The sequence below is a fragment of the Kitasatospora sp. NPDC092286 genome (genome assembly GCF_044755565.1).
Taxonomy (GTDB): Bacteria; Actinomycetota; Actinomycetes; order Streptomycetales; family Streptomycetaceae; genus Kitasatospora.
Map to the genome: position 1 here is coordinate 65,005 of NZ_JBIVRD010000014.1, position 18,113 is coordinate 83,117.

Genomic DNA, 18,113 nt, shown 5'->3' on the forward strand with positions numbered 1-18,113 from the left:
CCCGCCGGGCGGCCGCCCGGGGCCGCCCGGGCGCTTGACCGGATCATGTCTTGTGGCGGCGCCGCGGCGGCGGAAAGATCGAACCGGTGGGCCGACCGGACATCCGTTCGACTGATCAGGGGTCGCTGAAGTGCTGGAGCTGCTGGGGCTGGACGCGACCGCCGAGGCCGTCTACCGGGAGATGCTGACCGACCCCGAGGGTGGCGTCGCCGAACTCTGCGAGCGGCTCCGACTCCCCGAGGCCGCCGTCCGCGAGGCCCTGGACCGGCTCGCCGACCTCACCCTGCTGCGGGCCTCCCGTGACCGCCCCGGCGCGTTCTGGCCGGTCAGCCCGGAGCGCGGCCTGGAACTGCTGCTGCGCCGGCAGGAGGAGGAACTCGCGCGCCGCCAGCAGGAGCTGGCCGTCTCCAAGGCGGCCGTCGCGCGGGCCGTCGCCGAGTACGCCATGCTGCGCACCAGCACCCTGGTGGACGGTGGCGAGCGGCTGGTGGGCCTGGACGCGATCCAGGCCAAGCTGGAGGTGCTGACGGCCCGGCTGGCCGGCGAGTGCCTGGCGGTGATGCCCGGCGGCGCGCAGTCCGCGGCCAGCCTGGCCGCCTCCCGGCCGCTGGACGAGGACGCCCTGCGGCGCGGGATGAGTCTGCGGACCATCTATCAGGACAGCGTCCGCAACGACCCGGAGACCTTCGCCTACGCCCGCTGGATGACCGGCCTCGGCGGCAAGGTGCGCACCGCACCCGTGCTGCCGCCCCGGATGCTGGTGTTCGACCGGCGCGCGGCCGTGGTGCCGATCGACCCGGAGAACACCCGGCTCGGCGCGCTGTGCACGGAGGAGCCGGGCATCGTCGCCTCGCTGGTCGCCCTCTTCGAGCAGACCTGGGAGACCGCCGTCCCGCTCGGCGACGACCAGCCCGAGGACGTCGGCACGGGCCTGAGCGCCGGCGAGCGCGAGCTGCTGCGGCTGCTCTCCACCGGGCTCACCGACGACGCGGCGGCCAAGCGGCTCGGCGTCTCGGTGCGGACGGTACGCCGGCAGATGGCCGCGCTGATGGAGCGGCTGGACGCGGCGAGCCGGTTCGAGGCGGGTCTGAAGGCGGCTCAGCGGGGCTGGCTGTAGGGCTTCGTGCGGGCCGGAGACCTGGGCGGCGGTACCGAAAGTTCACCACCGGGGTCTTGTCGCGTCATTTTCTACGCGCGTATCTTGAGCGCTGCGGGGGACGGCCGTCCGGCTCCCGCGGCTGTCTTCTACGCGGGTAGCGCGCTGTCCGCGCCTGCCTGACCCACCCTCACGGCCCGGCGGTCCCACCTGCGCCGGGCGAACGTGCCACCCCCGTCCGCCGTGTCCCGACCGTGCCGCACGGCTGAGCAAGGAGTCCTGCCCCGGTGACCACGCCCCCCGCTCCCCGCCCCCGCTCCCGCCGGGCCCTGCTGCGCGCCACCCTCCTCCCGGCCGGGCTGGCCGTCTCGCTGGTGCTCGTCCCGCTGCCGGCCGCCGTGGCCGCGCCCTCCGCCGACGCGGTGATCTCCGAGGTGTACGGCGGTGGCGGCAACTCCGGTGCCACCCTGAAGAACGACTTCGTCGAGCTGGCCAACAAGGGCGGTGCGGCCTTCGGCCTGGACGGCTGGAGCGTCCAGTACATATCCGGGACCCCGGGCCCGGCCTCCCAGTGGGGCGTCACCCCGCTGACCGGCTCGATCGCCCCCGGCGGCCGCTACCTGGTCGGCGAGGCGGCCGGCGCCGGCGGCACCGTCGACCTGCCGACCCCGGACGCGGCCGGCTCGCTGGCGCTGTCCGGCACCAGCGGCACCGTCGCCCTCGTCCGCGGCACCGACCCGCTGACCTGCAAGACCGCCGCCGACTGCGCCGCCGACCCGCGCGTGCGCGACCTGGCCGGCTTCGGCACCGCCGTGATCCACGAGGGCTCGGCCGCCGCCGCCGGGGCCTCCAACACCGCCTCGGTGGCCCGCCGGGCCGACCTCGCCGACACCGACGACAACGCGGCCGACTTCACCGCCGGCGCCCCGACGCCGACCAACAGCAAGGGAGAGGTCGCCGAGGGCTCCACCCCGACCGGCCCGACCGAGCCGGGCAGCGTCCGGATCCATGACATCCAGGGCAGCACCCGCCTCTCGACCCGTACCGGTGCGACCATCGCGGGCGTGCCCGGCATCGTCACCGGCGTCCGCGGCTACGGCTCCAAGGGCTTCTGGATCCAGGACCCGAACCCGGACGCCGACCCGGCCACCAGCGAGGGCATCTTCGTCTACACCGGCAGCGCCACCCCGACCGTCAAGGTCGGCGACTCGGTGCTGGTCACCGGCAAGGTGACGGAGTACTACCCGAACTTCAACAGCGGCTCGCAGTCGCTCACCCAGCTCACCAACCCGGCCGTCACCGTGGTCTCCTCCGGCAACCCGCTGCCGGCGCCGGTCGTCGTGGACACCCGCAACATCCCCGGCACCTACACCCCGCAGGCCCCGGCGGGCGGCACCATCGAGTCGCTCCCGCTCCAGCCGGAGAAGTACACCCTGGACTTCTTCGAGTCCCTGGAGGGCATGCTCGTCCAGGTCAAGGACGTCCGGGTGATCCAGGCGACGGACAAGTACAACGAGCTCTGGGTCGCCGCCGACAAGCAGGACCAGAAGAGCGCGCGCGGCGGCGTGCTGTACGAGTCGTACGCCGAGCCCAACGTCGGCCGCCTGATGGTGCAGCAGCAGGCGCCGGTCTCCCAGCAGCCGTTCCCGGTCGCCAACGTCGGCGACGTGCTGACCGGCACCACCACCGGCCCGCTGGACTACAACGCCTTCGGCGGCTACACCCTCGTCGCGGGCACCCTCGGCGCGCTCCAGGACAACCACCTCCAGCGCGAGGTGACGGCCCCGACCGCCGACCGCGAACTCTCCATCGCCACCTACAACGTGGAGAACCTCGCCCCCGGCAACCCGGACGCCAAGTTCGCCGAGCTGGCCCAGGGCGTCGTCACCAACCTGCGCTCGCCCGACATCGTCGCCCTGGAGGAGATCCAGGACAACAACGGCGCCACCAACGACGGCACGGTGGACGCGAGCGAGACCGTCGCCAAGTTCATCGCCGCGATCAAGGCGGCCGGCGGCCCGGCCTACGAGTGGCGCTCGGTGGACCCGGAGAACAACAAGGACGGTGGCGAGCCCGGCGGCAACATCCGCCAGGTCTTCCTGTTCAACCCGCAGCGGGTCTCCTTCACCGACATCCCCGGCGGCTCCGCGACCTCCGCCGTGGACGTGGCCGGCAAGGGCTCCGCCGCCTCGCTGACCGCCTCGCCCGGCCGGATCTCGCCCACCGACGAGGCCTGGGCCAACAGCCGCAAGCCGCTGGTCGGCCAGTTCGACTTCCGCGGCAAGAAGGTCTTCGTCATCGCCAACCACTTCAACAGCAAGGGCGGCGACCAGGGCATCGACAGCCGCTTCCAGGCCCCGGTCCGCAGCTCCGAGGCGCAGCGGATCAAGCAGGCCACCGTCGAGCAGGCCTTCGTCGCCAAGCTGCTGGCCGCGGACAGGAACGCGAAGATCGTCTCGCTGGGCGACTTCAACGACTACCAGTTCTCGCCCGCGCTGGCCGCGCTCACCAAGGACCGGGTGCTGCGCGACCTGGTGAACGAGCTGCCGGAGAAGGAGCAGTACTCCTACGTCTACCAGGGCAACTCGCAGGTGCTGGACCACATCCTGGTCAGCCCCGAGGTCGGGTACGCCAAGTACGACGTGGTGCACATCAACAGTGAGTTCGCCCAGCAGGCGAGCGACCACGACCCGCAGGTGGTCCGCATCAAGCCGTAGTGTGCGAGACCGAGGGGGCGCGACCGGGGTTCGGTCGCGCCCCCTCGGGCGCTTTCCGGGTCGGCTGTCCGGGCCGGCCGGCCGCCCGGGCCGGCGTCAGCGCAGGGCGGCGAGCACCGCGTCCGCCATCACCTTCTCGCCGGTCGCGTTCGGGTGGAACGGCACGGCGGGGGAGCCCGGCAGCGCGCCCTCGATCCAGCGGTCGGCGGAGCAGACGTCGTGGCCGGCGGTCGGGGCCGCGGTGTCCACGTAGGTGGCGCCGCCCGCGGCGGCGGTCGACCGGAGCATGGTGTTCAGCCGGCCGAGCACGCCGTGCAGGTACTCGACGTCCCCCGGGGTGATGGGCTGGCGCAGTACGCAGGCCGCCCCGTCGGCGGGCAGCACGGACGGGTAACCGACCACCAGCACACGGGCGTTCGGCGCCTTGGCGTGGATCCGCCGCAGTGCGTCGGCGATCTTCGGCCCGGCGGCGGCGATCCGGTCGGCGAGGTCGTCGTTGCCGTACTGCCAGGACCAGCTGCTCCAGTCCCGGTAGCCGTGGTTGTAGACGTCCCGGCAGGGCGTGCCCAGCGGGTTGACCACCGCGCCGGCGAGGCAGGTGGCGATCACGTCGCCGACCCCGAGGTCACTGGTGCCGAGGTCGTTGCCGCCGATGCCGAGGGTCACCAGGTCGGTGTCGGCGGTGACGGCGTCCAGTTGCGGGTCGTTGACCCGGAGGAAGGCGTCGTACTGGGGCTGCGTCATCGCCTTCACCTTGGCCGCGGCGCAGGTGACATCGGTGTACGCGCCCGCCTTGAGGGCGGCGGCCACCAGGTGGCCGTAGTTGCGGTCGGAGCGCAGGCAGAGGCCGGCCGACTGGCCGGGCACACCGGCGCCGGCGGCGTACGAGTCGCCCAGCGCGACGTAGTGCCGGGGGGCGGCGGTGGCGGCCTGCGCGCTGGTGGAGGTCAGGGCGAGCGCGGCGCCCAGGGCGACGGCGCCGAGCAGGGCGGACTTCTCGGCCGAACGGGATTTCGGGGCAGGGCGGAGCACGGTTCCTCCTGGGGGGGAGAGAAACGGGTGGGGGGCGTGCGAGCCGGGCCACAGCTACTGCTACTGGCAGGTAAGTTACTGCCAGGTTTCGCCTCCGTCCATGCACCGGGCGGAATTTCCCGAAAAACCGTCAGGGATATTCCCGAATAACGCTCCACCGGGTATCGGCGGTATTTCCGGTACACCGCGGAGCGGAATTCCCGCCGCGGCTTGTTACCGACCGGTTGACTGGCCCCGCCGCAGGCCGCAGTATCGGGCGCACAGCGGCGGCGCCCCCTCGCCGCCCGGACGGCCGATGGAGGACCCGCATGGCCCTGGACGCCGACGTCATCGTCATCGGAGCCGGACTCTCGGGGCTCGCCGCGACCGCCGAACTCGCCGACGCCGGACGGAAGGTGATCCTGCTCGACCAGGAGCCCGCGGCCTCGCTCGGCGGTCAGGCGCACTGGTCCTTCGGCGGCCTCTTCCTGGTCGACTCGCCCGAGCAGCGCCGGATGCGCATCCGCGACTCGCCCGCGCTCGCCTGGCAGGACTGGCTCGGCAGCGCCGGCTTCGACCGCCCCGAGGACGCCTGGCCGCGCCGCTGGGCCGAGGCCTACGTCGACTTCGCGGCGGGGGAGAAGCGGGCCTGGCTGCGCGCGCAGGGGGTGCGGTTCTTCCCGGTCGTCGGCTGGGCCGAGCGCGGCGGGCTGCTCGCCGACGGCCCCGGCAACTCCGTCCCCCGGTTCCACATCACCTGGGGCACCGGGCCCGGGCTGCTCGAACCCTTCGTCCGGCGGGTCCGGGCCGCCGCCGGGCGCGGCCTGGTGGACCTGCGCTTCCGCCACCGGGTCACCGGCCTGTCCGCGCACGCCGGGGCGGTCGACACCGTCAGCGGCGAGGTGCTGGTGCCCAGCGGCGCCGTGCGCGGCGCGGCGAGCTCCCGGGAGGTGGCCGGCGCCTTCGAACTGCGCGCCCAGGCCGTGATCGTCACCTCCGGCGGCATCGGCGGCAACCACGGCCTCGTCCGCAAGGCCTGGCCCGCCCGGCTCGGCACCCCGCCCGCCCGGCTGCTCTCCGGTGTCCCCGCGCACGTGGACGGTCTGATGCTGGAGATCACCGGCGGGGCCGGCGGCAACCTGATCAACGGTGACCGGATGTGGCACTACACCGAGGGCATCGAGAACTGGGACCCGGTCTGGGCCCGGCACGGCATCCGCATCCTGCCCGGCCCCTCCTCGCTCTGGCTGGACGCCCGCGGGCGGCGGCTGCCCGTGCCGCTCTTCCCCGGCTTCGACACCCTCGGCACGCTCGACCACATCATGTCCACCGGGCACGACCACACCTGGTTCGTGCTCAACCAGAAGATCGTCGAGAAGGAGTTCACCCTCTCCGGCTCCGAGCAGAACCCCGACCTCACCGGCCGCTCCCTGCGCGGCGTCCTCGGCCGCGCGCTGCCCGGTGCGCCCGGTCCGGTCCGGGCGCACCTGCGGCACGGCCCCGACTTCGTGGTCGCGGGCAACCTGTCCGACCTGGCCCGCGGCATGAACGCCAGGACCCGTCAGGCGCTGATCGACCCGGACGAACTGCGCCGGGTCGTCGAGGCCCGGGACCGCCAGCTGGCCAACCCCTTCGCCAAGGACCTCCAGGTCACCGCCATCCACGGCGCCCGCCGCTACCTCGGCGACAAGCTGATCCGCACCGCCGCGCCGCACCGCCTCCTCGACCCGGCCGCCGCCCCGCTGATCGCCGTCCGGCTCCGCGTCCTCACCCGCAAGTCGCTCGGCGGCCTGGAGACCGACCTCTCCGGCCGCGTCCTGCGGCCCGGCGGCGAGGTCCTGGAAGGCGTGTACGCGGCCGGCGAGGCGGCCGGCTTCGGCGGCGGCGGTGTGCACGGCTACCGCTCCCTGGAGGGGACCTTCCTCGGCGGCTGCCTCTTCTCCGGCCGCACGGCGGGCCGCGCGGCGGCGGCCGCGACGGCGTAGCGGCGAGGCGTGGTGGCGAGGCGTGGCGGCGACGGCGTGTCGGCCGGCATCGACATGGCACTCCACCTGGTCGAACGCCTCGCGGGGGAGCAACTGGCCCGCACCGTCCAGCTCTTCATCGAGTACGGCCCGCAGCCGCCCCTGGGCGGTATCGACGGGAGCCCGGCCGACCTGGACTCCTTCAGGCCCCAGGCACGCGCCATGCTCGATTCGGCGCCGGCGGACCACCCCGAACTCCTGGCCCGCCTGACGGACCGACACCGCGGCCCCGCCGCCGGGCCGGTGTCAGCCGGTGAACGCGCCGGCCCGGCGGCGGGAGCGGAGCACGGCTGCGGCGACGAAGCCGATCACCCCGGCGACGAGCAGCAGCCCGCCCCCGCCGACCGCGGCCAGCGGGGCGACCAGGCCGACCGGCAGCGGCTCCGAGCCGCCGCTGTGCCAGACCACCCGCTCGCGGACGTCCGCGGCGGCGACGGTGCCCTGCTGGTCGTCGAGGAACATCCGGGAGTCGACCGATTCGGCGCGGTAGTCGCCGAGCAGGAAGACCCGCCCCGGCGGCACGGTCGCGGTGTACGCGGGGAAGTTCCCGTTGGGCGAGCCGTCGTAGGTGTAAGGCTCGGTCAGTGGCTGCCCGTTGACGGTGACCGGCCCGTCGGCGCGGCAGGTCACCCGGTCACCGCCGAGGCCGACGACCCGCTTGACGATCAGGCCCGACATGGTCCACGGCGACTCCACGAGGACGACGTCGCCCCGCCGTACCTCGGAGGCCCGCACCGTCTCGGTGAGGATCCGGCCGCCCGGCTTCAGCGTCGGGCTCATCCCCCCGCTCTGCAGGGTGCGCGGCGAGTAGTCGAACGCCACCAGCACCAGCCCCAGCACCGCGGTCAGCAGCCCCGCCGCCGCCACCCCGGCCGATGTCCAGAGCGGCCACCGCTTCGGCCGTCCGGATCCCGGTCCCGTGACCAGCGCCATGCGTCGCTCCTCTCGCACCGCGCGGACACCCCGCGCGATCGCGGGACACCTTAGCGGTCGTGATCGCGGGACGCCTCAGCGCTCGTCGGTCAGGCCGAGCCGCAGGTGGTCCACGTGGTAGACGGCCTGGTCGAGGAGGGCGGCGACATGATCGTCGTGGAGGGAGTAGACGACCGAGCGGCCGCGGCGTTCGCCGACCACGAGGCCGAGGTTGCGCAGCAGGCGCAGCTGGTGGGAGCAGGCGGACTGCTCCATGCCGACGGCGTCGGCGAGTTCGGTGGCGGCGCGCGGGCCCTCGCGGAGTTCGGCGAGTATCAGCAGCCGGGAGGGGGTGGCGAGGGCCTGGAGGGTGCTCGCCACCTTGGCCGCGTTGGACGCGTCCAGACGCATCCGCGGCACGGCGTTCTCGGCGGTGGCGTGTCCCATGGGGGCATCCTACGGTGGCCGTGATGAATGAAAGCTTGTTCATGTGTTCCTGTATCGTGACGCCCATGTCCGCCACCGTGCTCACCCGTCCGGCCCCCGCCGCCCCCGCGGCACCGCACCCGCGCCGCACCCGCGTGCTGGCCCTGCCCGAGGCGCGCTGGGCGGCCGCCGCCACCGTCGCCTTCCTGGCCGCGCTCGCCGTCCACCTGCCCGGCGGGCCCGCCTGGGCGTACGGCCCGCTGTACGCCGTCGCCTACCTCGCGGGCGGCTGGGAACCGGCCTGGGCCGGACTGCGGGCGCTGCGCGGGAGGACCCTGGACGTGGACCTGCTGATGGTGGTCGCCGCGCTCGGCGCCGCCGCCATCGGACAGGTGCTGGACGGTGCGCTGCTGATCGTGATCTTCGCGACCAGCGGCGCCCTGGAGGCACTGGCCACCGCCCGCACCGCCGACTCCGTCCGCGGCCTGCTCGACCTCGCCCCGGCCACCGCCTGCCGGTTCACCGCCGACGGCCGGGAGGAGACCGTCCCCACCGCCGAACTCGCCGTCGGCGACACCGTGCTGATCCGCCCCGGCGAGCGGATCGGCGCCGACGGCCTGGTGCTGGACGGCCGTAGCGACGTCGACCAGGCCACCATCACCGGTGAACCGCTGCCCGCGGCCAAGGCCCCCGGCGACGAGGTGTACGCCGGCACGCTGAACGGCGCCGGCGCGCTGCGCGTCCGCGTCGGGCGCGACGCCGCCGACACCGTGATCGCCCGGATCGTCGCCCTGGTCGAGGAGGCCTCCGAGACCAAGGCGCCCACCCAGCTCTTCATCGAGAAGGTCGAACAGCGCTACGCCGCCGGCCTGGTGGCGGCCACCCTGCTGCTGTTCGCCGTCCCGCTCGCGTTCGGCGCGGAGCTGACCGGCACCCTGCTGCGCGCCATGACCTTCATGATCGTCGCCTCGCCGTGCGCCGTGGTGCTCGCCACCATGCCGCCGCTGCTCTCCGCCATCGCCAACGCCGGACGGCACGGCGTGCTGGTCAAGTCGGCGGTGGTGATGGAGCGCCTCGGCCAGGTGGACGCGGCCGCCCTGGACAAGACCGGCACCCTCACCGAGGGCACCCCCCGGGTCACCGAACTGCGCCCGTCGGCCGGCCTCACCGAGGACGAACTGCTGGCCCTCGCGGCCGCCGCCGAGCACCCCAGCGAGCACCCGCTGGCCCGCGCGGTGGTCGCCGCCGCCCGCGAGCGCGGCCTCGCCGTCCCGGCCGCCGCCGACTTCGTCTCCACCCCGGGCGTCGGCGTCCGCGCGGTGGTCGGCGACGCGGTGATCGCGGTCGGCGCGCCGGGCCCGCACCGCGCCCACCCGCAGGTCGTCGAACTGGAGGAGGCCGGCCGCACCGCCGCCGTGGTGCTGCGCGACGGCGAACCCGTCGGCGTCCTCGGTCTCGCCGACCGCCCGCGCGAGCAGGCCGCGGCCGCCGTACGGGGCCTGGCCGCGCTGACCGGGCGGCCCCCGGTCCTGCTCACCGGGGACAACCCGCGCGCCGCCGCCCGGCTGGCCCGGGAGGTCGGCCTCACCGACGTCCGGGGCGGGCTGCTGCCGCAGGACAAGGTGGCCGCCGTCCGTCAACTGGCCGACGGCGGCCGCCGGGTGCTGATGGTGGGCGACGGCGTCAACGACGCGCCCGCGCTGGCGGCCGCGCACAGCGGCATCGCGCTCGGCCGGGCGGGCTCGGACCTCGCGCTGGAGACCGCCGACGCGGTGGTGGTGCGCGACGAACTGACCGTCGTCCCGGCCGTGGTGGCGCTCTCCCGGCGGGCCCGCCGGCTGGTGGTGCAGAACCTGGTGATCGCCGGGGCGTTCATCACCGCCCTGGTGGTCTGGGACCTGGCGGGTACGCTGCCACTGCCGCTCGGTGTCGCCGGGCACGAGGGCTCCACCGTGCTGGTCGGCCTCAACGGCCTGCGGCTGCTGCGCGAACGGGCCTGGCAGCGGGCCCTGGAGAACGAGTAGGGCCCTGGACCACGAGGAGAGCTGATCCGATGAGCCGTCGAGACCGCGAGCGCAGGCCGGCGCCCGCAGCCCCGGTGACCGTCACCGTCTGCCGGGGCTGCTGCTGCGGCACCCAGGAGAAGCACCCGGGCGTCGACCACGCCGGCCAGTACGAGCGGCTGCGCGAGGCGGTCGGCGCCGCCGGCAAGGTCCGGGCGGTGAAGTGCCTGGACGCCTGCGCGCAGTCCAACGTCGTGGTGGTCGGCCCCTCCGGCGAGGGCCGGCTGGCGGGCGGCCGCCCGGTCTGGCTCGGCTGGGTGCTGGCCGAGGACATGATCGACGAGATAGCCGAGTGGGTGCACGCCGGTGGCCCCGGCCTGGCCGACCCGCCCGGTCTGCTGGACCTCCAGCAGATCACCGTCTCCCGCCGGGTCCGCGACGGTCTCCCGGGCTGATCCGGACCGCGCCGCCGGGCACTACCATTTCCAGCAGTGCCGGCATGGGAGGAATGACGACGTGACCACGGTCTGCCGTATCTGTGCGGGCACCGGCCGCACCGCCGGCCTCAGCTGCCGCACCTGTCAGGGCACCGGCACCACCGAGGTCGGCGGCGGTGGCGGCAACTGCTTCCTCTGCGACGGCACCGGCGTCTACGTCCGCTACCGCGTCGATGCCACCGGCGCCAAGCACGCCTACCGCGACGAGATCTGCCGCACCTGCGACGGCACCGGCAACCGGGCCCCCTCCACCTGGGACGACCCGGCCTCGTAGACGCCTGCCCGTGCCACCAGCACGAGCCGGCGCGCCCGGCGGCGCACCGCGGCAGGGGGAACGGGCGGTCCTGGCGCGTCGGCAGCGGTCAGGGCGAGATCCCCAGGTGCCGCAGGCCGCCCAGGAGGTGGGTGCGGAAGGCGGGGTCGGCGTAGGCCTCGGGGGAGTGGCCGAGGGAGGTGTAGAAGGTGGGGGCGCCGTCGTGTTCGCCGCACCAGGCGAGCGGGTGGGCCGGGCCCCGGCCCATGGTGGCGCCCCGGTAGTCGGCCTCGTCGACGGTGAGCAGGACGCGGGCGCCGTTCTCGCGCGGGTCGGAGCGGAAGTCGTACCACTCGTCGGTCCACTCCCAGCGGGCCGGCAGATGGGCGGTGGCCGGGTGGCCGGGGTCGGCGACGCGGACGGGGGCGGCCTGGATCGGCGGGTGGCCGGCGAAGCGGGCGCCGACCAGGCCCTCGAACCAGGGCCAGTCGTACGCGGTGGTGGACGCCGCGTGCACGCCCAGCCAGCCGTGACCGGCGGTCAGGTGGGCGCGCAGCGCGTCCTGGCCGGCCTCGTCGAGGACGTCGCCGCCGGTGGAGAGGAAGACCACGGCCGCGTACCGGCGCAGCGCGTCCGGCCGGAAGGCCGCCGGGTCCTCGGTGGCGTCGGCCGTGAAGCCGTGCCGCTCGCCGAGTTCGCGGAAGGCCCGGGCGCCGTCGACGGCCGAGGCGTGCCAGAAGCGCAGGTTGCGACTGTAGATCAGGATCCGGGTCATGACGGATGATCCTGCCAGGTACGCATACGCACCGGCCCTTTACCGAAGCATGGTCGAACGTTGGCGTTCGACTGACCGGCGCGCTGCGGCTCGTTCACCGCGCGTCCGCGTGCGGTCAACGCGTCGCTGGAAGAGTCCCGCCCATGGATATTCCGAACATGGGCGTGCCCGCGAAGCTCGCCGACCGCATGAGCATGGCCGAGCAGCACGAGTACCTGCGGGCCCGTCACTCCCGCCGCCGGATGCTGCGGGCCGGCGCCGTCACCGTTGGCGCGCTGGCGGTGGGCGGTGCGCTGGGCACCGGCACCGCGACCGCGGCGCCGGCCGGCCCCCAGCTGCTGACGGGCGGTGTGGCGGACGGCATCGACGGTTCGCTGGTCGCCCCGATCGGGCGTCACCTCTCCTTCGGGCCGGAGCCGGACACCCAGTTCCGGGTCTCCTGGCAGGTCCCGGCCCCGGTGAAGAAGCCGTACCTGCGCTTCGGCAAGCAGCCGTGGGACCTCAGCCACAAGGTCCAGGCCGAGGTGCGCGCCCTGCACACCCCCGCGCTGACCCCGACCGGCCAGCCGGTGGACCAGTACTACCTGCACGTCGCGCTGGAGGACCTGCAGCCCGACACCACCTACTACTACGGTGTCGGCCACCAGGGCTTCGACCCGGCCTCGCAGCAGGCGATCTCCACCCTGAGCACCTTCCGCACCGCGCCCTCGCGCGACCACCGCTGGGGCAAGGTGTACGAGCCGTTCACCTTCACCGCCTTCGGCGACCAGGGCGTCAGCTCGCACGCGGCCGGCAACGACCACATCATCCTGGCCCAGAACCCGGCCTTCCACCTGCACGCCGGCGACATCTGCTACGCCGACCCGGCCGGCTCCGGCCAGGACTCGGACAAGACCTCCTACAACGCCCGTACCTGGGACGCCTTCCTGGCCCAGACTGAGACGGTGGCGTCCAAGGTGCCGTGGATGGTCTCCTACGGCAACCACGACATGGAGGCCTGGTACTCGCACAACGGCTACGGCGGCGAGAACACCCGCTTCTTCCTGCCGGACAACGGCCCGGACCCGCGCACCGTCCCCGGCGTCTACACCTTCCGTTACAAGAACGTCGGCGTCATCTCGCTGGACGCCAACGACGTCTCCTACGAGATCCCGGCCAACCTGGGCATCTCGGCGGGCAAGCAGACCAAGTGGCTGCAGCGCACCCTGAAGGACCTGCGCAACGACGAGACCATCGACTTCGTCGTGGTCTTCTTCCACCACTGCGCCTTCTCCACCACCCACCAGCACGCCTCCGAGGGCGGTGTCCGCGAGGCGTGGGTGCCGCTGTTCGAGAAGTACCGGGTGGACCTGGTGATCAACGGCCACAACCACGTCTACGAGCGCACCGACGCGATCCTCGGCAACAAGGTCTCCAAGGCGGTGCCGAGCGGCGCCACCATCGAGCCGGCCACCGACGGCGTGGTGTACGTGACGGCGGGCGCGGCCGGCCGCAGCCTGTACTACTTCGACGCGCCGGACACCTACGAGGGCCACGAGAAGCGGCTCGACTCGGTGAACACCTACCACTTCGCCAAGGGCGGCGTGAAGGTGACCGAGACGGTCGAGTGGTCCCGGGTGCGCTACACCGGTTACTCCTTCATCAAGGTCGACGTCACCCCGGCCCACCTGGGTCAGAAGTCGGCCATGAAGGTGACCGCGCTGGCCGAGGACGGCACGCAGGTCGACCACTACACGATCCTGCGCAAGGTCGGCGAGGGCTGGGACAGCACCACCGACGACGACGGCCACGGCGGTGGCTGGGGCTGGTAACCGGCCCTGCGGGGAAGCGTGTTGACGGGCCCCGGCGCCGAAGGGGAGCCCCCGGTGCCGGGGCCTCAGCGCCGGGGCCCGTACATGATGACGGCGACCCCGGCCAGGCAGATCAGTGCCCCGGCGACGTCGTAGCGGGTGGGCCGGAAGCCGTCCACCGCCATGCCCCAGAGCAGTGAGCCGGCCACGAACACCCCACCGTACGCGGCCAGCACCCGGCCGAAGTGGCTGTCCGGCTGGAGCGCGGCGACGAAGCCGTAGCCGCCGAGCACCACCACGCCGACCCCGGCCAGCCACCACGGCCGGGCCTCGCGCACGCTCTGCCAGATCAGCCAGCAGCCACCGATCTCGGCGAGCGCGGCGAGGGCGAACAGGGCGACGGAACGCAGCACGGTCATGGACGCCGAGCCTACGTCGTCGGTCCCGGGCCGCCGGAACCGCGCCGGCCGGGCCGGTCCGCTCAGACCTGCCGGTACGTGGTGAGGAAGCGGCCGATCCGGTTGATCGCCGTCTCCAGGTCGTCGGCCCGGGGGAGGGTGACGAAGCGGAAGTGGTCCGGGCGCGGCCAGTTGAAGCCGGTGCCCTGGACGACGTGGATCTTCTCGCGGAGCAGCAGGTCCAGCACGAACTGCTCGTCGTCGACGATCCGGTGCACCGCCGGGTCGAGCCTGGCGAAGGCGTACAGCGCGCCCTTGGGCTTGACGCAGCTGACGCCGGGGATCTCGTTCAGCGCCTTGAACGCGACGTCCCGCTGTTCGGCCAGCCGGCCGGTGGGCAGCACCAGGTCGTTGATGGACTGGTGGCCGCCGAGCGCGGCCTGCACCGCGTACTGGGCGGGGACGTTGGGGCAGAGCCGCATGCCGGAGAGCATGGTCAGGCCCTCCAGGTAGTCGGAGGCGTGCTGCTTCGGCCCGGAGACGACCAGCCAGCCGCTGCGGAAGCCCGCCACCCGGTAGGACTTGGAGAGTCCGTTGAAGGTGAGGGTGAGCACGTCGTCGGCGAGCGCGGCCAGGCAGTGGTGCTCGGTGCCGTCGTAGAGGATCTTGTCGTAGATCTCGTCGGCCAGCACCATCAGCTGATGGCGGCGGGCGAGGTCGAGGATGCCCTCCAGCAGTTCCTTCGGATAGACCGCGCCGGTGGGGTTGTTGGGGTTGATGACGACGATGGCCTTGGTGCGGGCCGTGATCTTGGACGCGATGTCGTCGAGGTCGGGGTACCACTCCGCCTCCTCGTCGCAGGCGTAGTGCACCGCCTTGCCGCCGGCGAGCCGGATCACCGCCGTCCAGAGCGGGTAGTCGGGCATCGGGACGAGCACCTCGTCGCCGTCGTCCACCAGGGCGGTGACGGCCATCTGGATCAGCTCGGAGACGCCGTTGCCGAGGTAGACGTCGTTGACGGTGACCCCGTCGACGCCGCGCTGCTGGTAGTACTGCACCACCGCGCGCCGGGCCGGCAGGATGCCGCGCGAGTCGCTGTAGCCGTGCGCGTTGGGCAGGTTGCGGATGATGTCCTGGAGGATCTCTTCGGGCGCCTCGAAGCCGAACGTGGCCGGGTTGCCGGTGTTCAGCCGCAGCACGCTGTGCCCGGCCTCCTCCAGCGCGTTGGCCCGGTCGACCACCGGGCCCCGGATCTCGTAGCACACGCCTGTCAGCTTGCTGGACTGCCGAAACTCCATCTGCGGCCTCCCGACCCGTCACCCGCCGTGGCCGTACGCGCCACCGGCGCGCCGTCCTGGTTGCTTTGTTCTACCAAGTAAGCACTTGGAAAGTCCAACCTTTTGGCTATGCTGATCCACATGTCACGCCGAAGCTACGACCAGTACTGCGCCGTCGCCCGCGCCCTGGACGCGGTGGGGGAGCGCTGGAGCCTCCTGATCGTCCGTGAACTCCTCGCCGGCCCGCGCCGCTACACCGACCTGCACGCCGACCTGCCCGGCGTCTCCACCGACATCCTCGCCGCCCGCCTCAAGCAGCTGGAGGGCGAGGGCCTGGTGACCCGCCGTCGGCTCGAACGACCCGCCAACGCCACCGTCTACGAGCTCACCGGGCGCGGCGCGGCACTGCGCCAGGTCGTCGACGCGCTCGGCACCTGGGGCCTCGACGCGCTCGGCGAGCAGCGGCCGACCGACGCCGTCCGGGCGCACTGGGTCACCCCGCCCGCCGACGACCGGGCGGCGCAGCGGAATTCGGCGGACACCGCGGTGCCGGCCGGTTAGGGTCCTGCCGGTGACGTCCCACGAACTCGCCCAGGTCAACATCTCCCGGATGCTCGAACCCATCGACAGCCCCCTGCTCGCGGGCTTCGTCGCCGCCCTCGGGCCCGTCAACGCGCTCGCCGACGAGGCCGACGGCTTCGTCTGGCGACTCAAGAGCGACGAGGGGTACGCGACCGGCTTCCGGATCTTCGACGACGAGTGGCTGCTGGTCAACCTCTCGGTCTGGCGCGACCCCGAGGCCCTGGACGCCTTCGTCCACCACTCCGAACACCGGGCCGTGATGCGCCGGCGCCGGGAGTGGTTCGCCCGGCCCGCCGAGGCGATGACCGCGCTCTGGTGGGTCCCGGCCGGCCACCGTCCCACCCCGCAGGAGGCCCAGCACCGCCTCACCCTGCTGCGCGCGGACGGCCCGACCCCGGCGGCCTTCACCATGCGCCGGCCCTTCGCCCCACCGGCGGGGTGACCCCGCCTCCGCCCCGCGTGCACCGCCGTGCCGGTGGCGGCGCTGCGGCCGGCACCCCCGTGGCCTGCCGTCGCGGACGCCACCGGCACGGCGGGGTCCGTGTCACACCGTGCCGGACGGCGATAAACGGGCGATCGGCGCCCGATGCGCGGCGGCGTTGATCCGGAGCGCGGCGGGGCACGGCAGGGCACGGCAGGGGCGGGGCGCGGCAGGACGGCAGGGCGCGGGCCGAGGCGAGCCGCCGGGAGGGGCACGCGTACCATCGTCGGGTCATGGAGAACGCCACCCACACCGCGCCCGCCAAGCCCACCGTGCCCACCGCGTACGCCAGTTACGTCGCCGTCGGGGACTCCTTCACCGAGGGCATGTGCGACGACCTGCTGCCCGACGGCCACTACCGGGGCTGGGCCGACCGCGTCGCCGCCCGGCTCGCCGCCGAGCGGCCCGCCGAGGAGTTCCGGTACGCCAACCTCGCCGTCCGGGGCAAGCTCATCGGCCAGATCCACGACGAGCAGCTGGCCCCCGCCACCGCGATGCGCGCCGACCTCGTCACCCTGGCCGGCGGCCTCAACGACGTCCTGCGGCCGCGCTGCGACATCGACCGGATCGAGGACCTGCTCGGCCGCTCCGCCACCGCGCTGCGCGCCACCGGCGCCACCGTGGTCCTGTTCACCAGCACCGACCCCACCCGCCGGATGGCCGGCAGCGCCCGGCTGCTCCCCGCCATCCTGCGGATGAAGGCCTTCGTGCACGAGCTGGGCCAGGACCGGGGCATCGCCGTGGTCGACCTGTTCGCCGCGCCCTGCTTCGACGACCGCCGCCTCTGGGCCGAGGACCGCCTGCACCTCTCGCCCGAAGGCCACCGCCGGGTCGCCGAGGGCGTGCTGGAGGCCCTCGGCCGCCCCGCCGCCTTCGACTGGCGCGCCCCGCTGCCGGCCGCCGCCCCGCCCGGCCGCACCGAGAAGCTGGCCGCCGACGCCCGCTGGCTGCGCACCCACGTCGGCCCCTGGATCGGCCGCCGCCTCACCGGCCGCTCCTCCGGCGACGGCCGGCCCCCGAAGCGCGCGGAGCTGCTGCCGTACGAGCCGTCCGAGTCGTACAAGTCGTCCGAGCCGTACGGGGGCTGAACCGGAGGGTCACCGCCCGGGATCCGGCAGCCGCCGGCCGAAGGGCATCAGGTCCCGCTCCCAGTCGGGTGACCCGGCCGGCGCGGCGGCGGCCTCCGGGGCCCGCAGCAGACCGCAGTGGCGCAGCAGCTCACGCCGTTCGGCGGGTGTCAGCAGCCGCTCCTCCGGGCTGAGGTTCGCCGGGTGGTCCGGGTGGAGGTCCGGGCTGCCGTCGATCGGGCGGTCCTCCGCCACGTTGAGCAGATCGCCGGCCGGGGTCCGGTAGTCGAGGCGGAGGTCGGTGCACCACTGCGAGTTGCTGCCCCACCCGTGGGAGAGGTCGGCCGTCGGCCGGTGACGCCGCCGGAAGGCCCGGTAGAGCGGCGGGCGGTCGGCGACGCCGCGCTGGGCGTGCTCCACTCCGGCGCGGACCCGGACGCCGGCCCGGCCGAACAGCAGTCGGCCCAGCCGAAGGCCGGGCCGGACCACCCCGGTGAGCTCGATCGGCGTGCCCGGGTCGTCGGCCTGCTCGACCTCGACGATCTCGTGCCGGAACGGGTCGAAGCCGCCGCCCTTGAACGAGGTCATGCCGAGCGCGGTGAACAGGCCGAGGTACTCGTCCTCCGGGAACCCGAGCCACGGGCCCGGGGCATCGACCCTGTCGCCGGGCGGCTGGAAGGAGAGCAGCAGGTCGCTGACCGCCTCGTACGCCTCCGGCCCCTCGTACGCCGTCAGGGCCTCGTACAGCCCGCGCGCTCCCACCTCGATCGCCATGCCCGGAGCCTGGGGTCTGTGGTCGGCGCG

The 18,113-nt window shown here is 73.8% G+C and carries 16 protein-coding genes and 1 pseudogene; 10 read left to right on the top strand and 7 right to left on the bottom strand.

Annotated features, from left to right (window positions below):
• Positions 1–130: 130 nt before the first annotated feature.
• Complete coding sequence (locus ACIQIB_RS16660; RefSeq protein WP_363613621.1) at positions 131–1,117, top strand: LuxR C-terminal-related transcriptional regulator; 987 nt, start codon at positions 131–133, stop codon at positions 1,115–1,117.
• Positions 1,118–1,383: 266 nt separating this feature from the next.
• On the top strand, positions 1,384–3,813 hold the full coding sequence (locus ACIQIB_RS16665; protein WP_400758621.1) for a lamin tail domain-containing protein: 2,430 nt from the start codon (positions 1,384–1,386) through the stop codon (positions 3,811–3,813).
• Between the two features lie 96 nt (positions 3,814–3,909).
• Here ACIQIB_RS16665 and ACIQIB_RS16670 read toward each other — a convergent pair whose 3' ends face one another.
• Positions 3,910–4,845, bottom strand: a complete 936-nt coding sequence (locus ACIQIB_RS16670) for an SGNH/GDSL hydrolase family protein (protein ID WP_400758623.1) — start codon at positions 4,843–4,845, stop codon at positions 3,910–3,912.
• 308 nt (positions 4,846–5,153) lie between these two features.
• Between ACIQIB_RS16670 and ACIQIB_RS16675 the strand changes: the two genes are divergently transcribed.
• Positions 5,154–6,809, top strand: coding sequence for an FAD-binding dehydrogenase (locus ACIQIB_RS16675; protein ID WP_400758625.1), 1,656 nt, complete (start codon positions 5,154–5,156; stop codon positions 6,807–6,809).
• Between the two features lie 285 nt (positions 6,810–7,094).
• Here the strand turns inward: ACIQIB_RS16675 and lepB are convergent, their stop codons facing one another.
• Positions 7,095–7,781 (bottom strand): signal peptidase I, encoded by a 687-nt coding sequence (gene lepB / locus ACIQIB_RS16680; RefSeq protein WP_363613613.1) that lies wholly within the window; start codon positions 7,779–7,781, stop codon positions 7,095–7,097.
• A gap of 75 nt (positions 7,782–7,856) precedes the next feature.
• Positions 7,857–8,207 (bottom strand): metalloregulator ArsR/SmtB family transcription factor, encoded by a 351-nt coding sequence (locus tag ACIQIB_RS16685; RefSeq protein WP_363613611.1) that lies wholly within the window; start codon positions 8,205–8,207, stop codon positions 7,857–7,859.
• 65 nt (positions 8,208–8,272) lie between these two features.
• Here ACIQIB_RS16685 and ACIQIB_RS16690 point away from each other — a divergent pair, with 65 nt between their 5' ends.
• The 3 genes from ACIQIB_RS16690 to ACIQIB_RS16700 all read left to right on the top strand — a co-directional run bounded on the left by ACIQIB_RS16690 (position 8,273) and on the right by ACIQIB_RS16700 (position 10,960).
• Positions 8,273–10,210, top strand: coding sequence for a heavy metal translocating P-type ATPase (locus ACIQIB_RS16690; protein WP_400758627.1), 1,938 nt, complete (start codon positions 8,273–8,275; stop codon positions 10,208–10,210).
• Between the two features lie 29 nt (positions 10,211–10,239).
• Positions 10,240–10,644: a (2Fe-2S) ferredoxin domain-containing protein gene (locus ACIQIB_RS16695; RefSeq protein WP_363613607.1), complete on the top strand. Its 405-nt coding sequence runs from the start codon at positions 10,240–10,242 to the stop codon at positions 10,642–10,644.
• A 61-nt stretch (positions 10,645–10,705) separates the two neighbouring features.
• The gene (locus ACIQIB_RS16700; RefSeq protein ID WP_363613605.1) at positions 10,706–10,960 is read left to right on the top strand and encodes a hypothetical protein; all 255 of its coding nucleotides are present in this window, start codon (positions 10,706–10,708) and stop codon (positions 10,958–10,960) included.
• A gap of 88 nt (positions 10,961–11,048) precedes the next feature.
• Here ACIQIB_RS16700 and ACIQIB_RS16705 read toward each other — a convergent pair whose 3' ends face one another.
• Entirely contained in the window at positions 11,049–11,714 is a 666-nt protein-coding gene (locus ACIQIB_RS16705; RefSeq protein ID WP_400656514.1) for a ThuA domain-containing protein, read from the bottom strand.
• Between the two features lie 143 nt (positions 11,715–11,857).
• On the opposite strand from ACIQIB_RS16705, the gene ACIQIB_RS16710 reads away from it, so the two are divergent.
• Entirely contained in the window at positions 11,858–13,525 is a 1,668-nt protein-coding gene (locus tag ACIQIB_RS16710) for a metallophosphoesterase family protein (protein WP_363613601.1), read from the top strand.
• 65 nt (positions 13,526–13,590) lie between these two features.
• Here ACIQIB_RS16710 and ACIQIB_RS16715 read toward each other — a convergent pair whose 3' ends face one another.
• Positions 13,591–13,923 carry a YnfA family protein gene (locus ACIQIB_RS16715; protein WP_363613599.1) on the bottom strand — a complete coding sequence of 111 codons (333 nt, stop codon included), beginning with the start codon at positions 13,921–13,923 and terminating at the stop codon, positions 13,591–13,593.
• A gap of 62 nt (positions 13,924–13,985) precedes the next feature.
• Positions 13,986–15,200 carry a pyridoxal phosphate-dependent aminotransferase gene (locus tag ACIQIB_RS16720; protein ID WP_400758629.1) on the bottom strand — a complete coding sequence of 405 codons (1,215 nt, stop codon included), beginning with the start codon at positions 15,198–15,200 and terminating at the stop codon, positions 13,986–13,988.
• Between the two features lie 120 nt (positions 15,201–15,320).
• On the opposite strand from ACIQIB_RS16720, the pseudogene ACIQIB_RS16725 reads away from it, so the two are divergent.
• From ACIQIB_RS16725 to ACIQIB_RS16735, 3 genes and pseudogenes are all read left to right on the top strand, one after another.
• Positions 15,321–15,683, top strand: a pseudogene (locus ACIQIB_RS16725) (winged helix-turn-helix transcriptional regulator); the annotation flags it as partial.
• A 67-nt stretch (positions 15,684–15,750) separates the two neighbouring features.
• Positions 15,751–16,203 (top strand): DUF3291 domain-containing protein, encoded by a 453-nt coding sequence (locus ACIQIB_RS16730; RefSeq protein ID WP_400758631.1) that lies wholly within the window; start codon positions 15,751–15,753, stop codon positions 16,201–16,203.
• 272 nt (positions 16,204–16,475) lie between these two features.
• A complete protein-coding gene (locus ACIQIB_RS16735; RefSeq protein ID WP_400758633.1) occupies positions 16,476–17,330 on the top strand; it encodes an SGNH/GDSL hydrolase family protein in 855 nt (284 codons plus the stop codon).
• Positions 17,331–17,339: 9 nt separating this feature from the next.
• On the opposite strand, the gene ACIQIB_RS16740 is transcribed toward ACIQIB_RS16735, so the two are convergent.
• Positions 17,340–18,083: a hypothetical protein gene (locus ACIQIB_RS16740; RefSeq protein WP_400758635.1), complete on the bottom strand. Its 744-nt coding sequence runs from the start codon at positions 18,081–18,083 to the stop codon at positions 17,340–17,342.
• Positions 18,084–18,113: the final 30 nt, after the last annotated feature.

Coding starts and splice junctions, on each gene's coding strand:
- ACIQIB_RS16685 (WP_363613611.1), bottom strand. CDS start 8,207: ATGGGACACGCCACCGCCGAGAACGCCGTGCCGCGGATGCGTCTGGAC.
- ACIQIB_RS16705 (WP_400656514.1), bottom strand. CDS start 11,714: ATGACCCGGATCCTGATCTACAGTCGCAACCTGCGCTTCTGGCACGCC.
- lepB (WP_363613613.1), bottom strand. CDS start 7,781: ATGGCGCTGGTCACGGGACCGGGATCCGGACGGCCGAAGCGGTGGCCG.
- ACIQIB_RS16715 (WP_363613599.1), bottom strand. CDS start 13,923: ATGACCGTGCTGCGTTCCGTCGCCCTGTTCGCCCTCGCCGCGCTCGCC.
- ACIQIB_RS16695 (WP_363613607.1), top strand. CDS start 10,240: ATGAGCCGTCGAGACCGCGAGCGCAGGCCGGCGCCCGCAGCCCCGGTG.
- ACIQIB_RS16740 (WP_400758635.1), bottom strand. CDS start 18,083: ATGGCGATCGAGGTGGGAGCGCGCGGGCTGTACGAGGCCCTGACGGCG.
- ACIQIB_RS16675 (WP_400758625.1), top strand. CDS start 5,154: ATGGCCCTGGACGCCGACGTCATCGTCATCGGAGCCGGACTCTCGGGG.
- ACIQIB_RS16720 (WP_400758629.1), bottom strand. CDS start 15,200: ATGGAGTTTCGGCAGTCCAGCAAGCTGACAGGCGTGTGCTACGAGATC.
- ACIQIB_RS16690 (WP_400758627.1), top strand. CDS start 8,273: ATGTCCGCCACCGTGCTCACCCGTCCGGCCCCCGCCGCCCCCGCGGCA.
- ACIQIB_RS16735 (WP_400758633.1), top strand. CDS start 16,476: ATGGAGAACGCCACCCACACCGCGCCCGCCAAGCCCACCGTGCCCACC.
- ACIQIB_RS16710 (WP_363613601.1), top strand. CDS start 11,858: ATGGATATTCCGAACATGGGCGTGCCCGCGAAGCTCGCCGACCGCATG.